Annotated in this window: 4 protein-coding genes; all 4 read right to left on the bottom strand. The window is 38.3% G+C overall.

Features of this window, described 5'->3' with window-relative positions; genetic code table 11:
* On the bottom strand, positions 1-1,847 hold a 1,847-nt coding region (locus AB1488_07395), incomplete at its 3' end, for an N-6 DNA methylase (GenBank protein ID MEW6409921.1).
* A gap of 14 nt (positions 1,848-1,861) precedes the next feature.
* Positions 1,862-2,032: a Trm112 family protein gene (locus AB1488_07390; protein ID MEW6409920.1), complete on the bottom strand. Its 171-nt coding sequence runs from the start codon at positions 2,030-2,032 to the stop codon at positions 1,862-1,864.
* 256 nt (positions 2,033-2,288) lie between these two features.
* Entirely contained in the window at positions 2,289-3,299 is a 1,011-nt protein-coding gene (gene waaF / locus AB1488_07385) for a lipopolysaccharide heptosyltransferase II (protein MEW6409919.1), read from the bottom strand.
* Entirely contained in the window at positions 3,296-3,868 is a 573-nt protein-coding gene (gmhB, locus tag AB1488_07380) for a D-glycero-beta-D-manno-heptose 1,7-bisphosphate 7-phosphatase (protein MEW6409918.1), read from the bottom strand. Before gmhB ends, waaF begins: the two co-directional genes overlap by 4 nt.
* Positions 3,869-4,203 lie beyond the last annotated feature (335 nt).

Genomic DNA, 4,203 nt, shown 5'->3' with positions numbered 1-4,203 from the left:
ACATTTTCATCTGGACTTCCATCAGGACATTTTTCTCCAATGCGGCTATTTCCATGGAGATTTAAAATGTACGTCTCGTTAAAACTTTCTAATAATTTTCTTCTCATGCCGCGATGAATCAACCCAGAAAGATAAGAATTATTAGTAATCATACCAACAACACCATATCCAGCATAGTCGATTTTCCAATGTGCAAAGCGAATAAATTTTATATAGTCATCCGATAATGGTTGAATATTAGTTTCTTGTTTAACTGCATCTTTATAATCATCTAAGATACCCCTAATGTACACATTTAACATCCGCTTCTTGCCTTTTTTATCTCTTCCCTCTTTTTTCGTAAAATATCCTTCAATAAATTTTGATTTATTAGCAGAACTTACTGAATATGGTGGATTGCCTAACACTACCAAGATTGGTGTTTCTTTCTTGATCTCTCCTGCTAAATGGGATTCTTCTGAAAGTGATGCCATACCAGGAAGTTCGGTCTGGGCAAGTTCTTCCATCTCTAGGGTATTGGTAAGATAAAGTTTAAACCTGTCATCTCTTTGAAGTTTATAACCAAGCTCTTCCAAGAGAAAGGACATCTTTAAGTGACCTACTGCATACGGTGCCATCATCAGTTCAAAGGCATAAAAGTTTTTAAGGATATGCTCCTTTATGAAGTTTTCCTTGCCACCATCGCCATATTTAGAGATAAACTCCTCTACTGCCAGTTTGGCTGCCTCGGCTAAAAATGTAAGAGTGCCAGCAGCGGGGTCTAAAACTGTAACTGAGTCGCTTGCAAATCCATCTGGTCTATTAAAATGCTCTTTCAAAATATTATGCAAAGAGCGAACAATATAAGAGACCACTGATTCTGGAGTGTAATACACGCCTCTCTTTTCTCTTGTTTGCGGGTCGTATTCAGCCAAAAAGGTCTCATAAAAATGGACAATAGGATCTTTACCCTTACCTTCATGAAAATATTTGTGAAGGATATTATTTACATCAGTAACTGCTAAAACTTCTGAAATATCATCTATAATCCATTCCATCTGCTGAGGAGGGTCTTCAAGTGAAATAAATCTAAATACATCTCTTAAAATTCCAATAGTGGGTGGAATGTTATGGTATGCAATTTTCCTATTAAATGTATTCTTTGAACGAGTGCGGGCAGCAAAAAGTCCGTATGTGATGGTTTGTGAATAAAGGTCGGCAAAGTCTTCTTTTGAAAGGCCGCTTATGAGATACTGCCTGAATGCCTCATAAAATCCTAAGATAAAGCCTTTTCCTATCTTTTCTTCTTCCTTTAACTCTTGTGCAACAACCTCATCTTTCAAAAAGCGTGTCCTCTTTGCTAATTCTATTGCAAGAGTTTTAGCATCATAGACTCTGGGCAGGGAGAAGAAAAAGAATTTCTCAAATAATTTAATAAAATCTGCTTCTTTTTCAACGGGTGGAATGGTTCTAAGTTTATGCACAATAAAAGGTCTGCCGATAAGAACCTTATCTATCAAACTGCCATTGCGATAAAGCCTGAATTCAAAAAAGTTAGTTAATAGCAAGTTCGGGAATATATGCAGATAACGGTTTAACTGCTCTGTTGTTTCTATTTGTTCTAAATGCTCAACTGTTGGTGGTTTGGCTTCGATATAACCAACAATATGTTGTTTCCCATCCCAGATTCTAAAATCGGGGTTGCCGGCTTCGGTTCTCTTTGGTAGGGTTGTTATGTGGATATTTCTTTTACCAATTGATTCTGCATATTCCTTTAACAATTCCACAAGGGCAAGATAATAACTCTCCTCTCTGGCATCACCACGATTAGCAACTTCATGTATTTTTCTTAAATACGATTTTAGCATATAGGGTATTGTTTCTATTTTATCGGTATCGCCTCGTCTATCAACATTATCGGGATATCATCTTTAATTGGATACATGACCTTACAGGCGTCACAGATGAGACCATCACCTGCCTCTGTGAGTCTTATATCCCCCTTACATTTTGGACAGGCTAATATATCAAGTAACTCTTTGTCTATTGCCATGAGTATTCTCCTTTCTTTTATGGAAACATCCACGTCCTAAGATTAAGATATCATATCCTAAATCTAACGTTAAGCAGGACTGACTTGAGCGACATCAGAGATTTTTCGGTAACAGTTCTTTGCGAACTGTAGCGTCTACAGCCTCGACTGTCTGAACCCGCCTCAGGCGGGTGAGTTTCGAGGCTGTAGCGAAAGGAGTTTAGAACTGCCGAAAAATCTCGTAGTAAGCGAAAAACAGTCATGCTTATTAAACTCTTTATGTCTGGATTTGGGTATCTATTTTTCTAATGACCTCCTCACTGGCTATATATTTCATACATCTCATATCCTCACAATGTTTCTTAAAACATGGTGCGCATTCTACATCAGCCTTTATTACAGTATGCTTATCTCCATAAGGACCTGTCTTTAGTGGATTCGTTGGTCCGAATATAACAATCACAGGAATTCCAAGTGCAGAAGCGATATGCATGGGACCTGTATCATTTGCAATTATAAATGAAGACTCTGAGATGAGTGCAATCAATTCTCTGAGTGATGTCTTACCTGTAGCCATTATCGGTATTGCAATCTTAGATGCGGAGACTATCTCATCTGCTATAGACATCTCTTCTTCTGTGCCTATTATGACTGAACGGATACCATATACTCTTTCGAGGTAATCAATTATGCTAGCAAAACCCGATGGAAGCCATCTCTTAGTAGTCCACCTTCCACCAGGATTGACAATTACAAATTCCTTTTCTTTAATTCCAAATAACTTTCTTCCCACTGCTTTTTCTTCTTCCGTCACCCTCAGGAGAAAGTCCCTTTTATCTGTCCCAGCATCTAAATATTCAGCGCATAGCATATATCTTTCAACAGAATGCATCGGTGTATCAGGAATATCCACGATATGTGTATAAAAAAACCTGCTACCTTCTCTACCATCCCCTAAACCAATCCTTACAGACGCACCTGAAAGAAAAGAAAAAATACCGCTTCTTAAAAGACACTGGAGGTCAATAACTACATCAAAGCGCCTCTTTCTCAGGTCTCTGATAAAATGAAAGATAGTATCCCTCCATTCATATCTATCAAATATTATGAGATCGTTGAGTTCTGATACACCATCGAATAAAGGCTCAAGTCCTTTATTTACCACCCATGATATATAGGCATCTGGAAATCTCTTCCTTAAGGCAGATAGAAATGGCATTGCATGAACTACATCACCGAGAGAACTCGGCTTTACGATAAGGATGTTATTATATTGTTCACCGTTCACCGTTCACCGTTCACCGTCTTTAGTATCCATTCCACAGCTTCTTTAAGAGAAGGGGCTATATAGGTTGGATTTACCTCATTGTCTTTAACTACATTAGAACCATAGCCGGTAAGAACGAGTATCCCTGTGGCGCCAATCCTCTGCGCCAGTTCAATATCAGACGCCTTATCTCCGACTATATACGACCTTTTTAAATCAATCCCCAGTTCTTCTACAGCCTTTTCAACCATACCTGGCTCAGGTTTTCTACATAGACAGGAGATAGAATATTCTGGAACCGTACCCTCTGGATAATGCGGGCAATAATATATCTTATCAATCACGGCATTATGTTCGCCGAGCATCTCTATCAACTTTTCATGTATAGCAAGCAGGGTCGATTCATCGAAAAAACCCTTGGCAATGCCTGCCTGATTGGTTATAATAACAACCTTAATGCCTGATTTATTAAGTCTTCTAACTGCATCAGCACTTCCATCTATGAGCGAGAGTGCATCTATGTTACTAAGGTACCCAACATCCTCTATCAGAGTGCCATCCCTGTCTATAAAAACGGCTATATTCCTCATAATATATCACATTTTATAACATATTTACCGAAATAACTCAATGGATTTGCATTACCGAATATTTGTGATATTATAAAAGCAGAAGACCTTTGAATACTTAAAATCTAAAAAGATGTTGAAAAGAATGGCAGTGTTTATATCGCATGGGGAGGGATAATGCCATGCTTTATAGAAATTTCAATGCGATCTGGAACTTTTTTATAGTCCTGTCCGTTCTGCTGTTTTCGGCTACAACCACCCCTGCTTATCCAGAAGAAGTCTATGAAATAATCCAAAAAGGAACGGCTAAAGAATCCCTTCAGCGGTTTGAAGAGAAAGCAAGGAATCTTGAGTCA

Source organism: Nitrospirota bacterium (assembly GCA_040756155.1).
In the GTDB taxonomy this organism is placed as follows: Bacteria; Nitrospirota; Thermodesulfovibrionia; order JACRGW01; family JBFLZU01; genus JBFLZU01.
The sequence above is the reverse complement of the archived record's forward strand: the minus strand, read 5'-3'. Positions and strand labels throughout refer to the sequence as shown.